Source organism: Acinetobacter pittii ATCC 19004 = CIP 70.29 (assembly GCF_000369045.1).
In the GTDB taxonomy this organism is placed as follows: Bacteria; Pseudomonadota; Gammaproteobacteria; order Pseudomonadales; family Moraxellaceae; genus Acinetobacter; species Acinetobacter pittii.
This window is the reverse complement of record NZ_KB849787.1, coordinates 27535-28562: the sequence shown is the minus strand read 5'-3', so window position 1 is coordinate 28562 and position 1028 is coordinate 27535. Positions and strand designations below refer to the sequence as shown.

At 32.6% G+C, this 1028-nt stretch carries 3 protein-coding genes; 2 read left to right on the top strand and 1 reads right to left on the bottom strand.

Annotation, left to right across the window (positions count from 1 at the left end):
- Positions 1–158: 158 nt before the first annotated feature.
- Entirely contained in the window at positions 159–329 is a 171-nt protein-coding gene (locus F928_RS22470) for a hypothetical protein (RefSeq protein WP_005074609.1), read from the bottom strand.
- Positions 330–451: 122 nt separating this feature from the next.
- Between F928_RS22470 and F928_RS10280 the strand changes: the two genes are divergently transcribed.
- Together F928_RS10280 and F928_RS22465 are read left to right on the top strand one after the other, a co-directional pair.
- Positions 452–763, top strand: a complete 312-nt coding sequence (locus tag F928_RS10280) for a helix-turn-helix domain-containing protein (RefSeq protein ID WP_005074606.1) — start codon at positions 452–454, stop codon at positions 761–763.
- A gap of 8 nt (positions 764–771) precedes the next feature.
- On the top strand, positions 772–1028 hold a 257-nt coding region (locus F928_RS22465; protein ID WP_005074604.1), incomplete at its 3' end, for a hypothetical protein.

Sequence of the window (1028 nt, the reverse complement as noted above, 5' to 3'; positions counted from 1 at the left end):
CGAACCCAGCTTGAGTTTGGTTTTGATGTTGGTGGAGCAATCGTACGATCAGGAATTGTAGAGTAGTTATCTCTTAATCCACCACGAGGCCCTTGCTCTCTATAAATACCACCATCACGTCCAGTATTTTGACCAGGTTTTAACGACATATTTTTCTCCTATGCGTATTGAGTTAATTTCCATGTAACGGCATTACCATTGTGCGGGGGCATTCGATTTCCCTTAGCAATTGGTGCTGTTGTAGATGGAGTGTCTAGAGATTTCCAGACACCACTTTCAGGACATGTTTGACCTGTTGATGCAGTTGTACCGATTGGTGCTTTAGCCATAACGATTCTCGTCGTAAGATATAGTTGAACGTATATGTAAAATAATAGTGATATTGCAAAGAGTCAAGTTTTTTTATATGATTTTGTACAGATATATCTTAATGATATAATAGAGGTGTTTTATGTCTTTTTCTTCAAAACTTAAAGAGCTTAGATTAAAGAAAGGGCTTTCATTGCAAGATGCAGCAGATTTAATTGGGATATCAAAAACACATTTTTGGGACTTAGAAACAGGGAAAAGTAAGAATCCTTCTTATGATCTCTTAGAGAAAATATCTAATAAATTTGGTATTAGTATTTCATCATTAGTCAATGAAAACGTTGAAAATAATGAAAATGAAGAATTAAAAGTATTATTTAGGCAAATGAATAGTTTAGATCAAAGTGATTTAGACATGATAAAATTAATAGTCGAATCTAAAACCAAAAAATAATTCTTATTATGCTTGAATTTGAATTGTCTCTTATAGACTATGCCGATTTTACTAATGTAAATGATATTTCTAATGCATTATTGAAAGATATTAGAAGTCAATCTTTAGCTAATCAAGTACCAATTCCTGTTCCAATAAATAGCATTGCACTGAGTTTAGACATAGGATCGATTGATCCACTGCCTACTGAAATAAATAGCTTTGAAGGAATGCTTTATAAAAAAGATTGGCAGGGATTTATCTTTTTTAATGATTCTAGTCCAAA

What these genes read in the sequence shown, in the direction of transcription:
- F928_RS10280 (WP_005074606.1), top strand. Translation starts at nt 452, where the DNA reads ATGTCTTTTTCTTCAAAACTTAAAGAGCTTAGATTAAAGAAAGGGCTT.
- F928_RS22470 (WP_005074609.1), bottom strand. Translation starts at nt 329, where the DNA reads ATGGCTAAAGCACCAATCGGTACAACTGCATCAACAGGTCAAACATGT.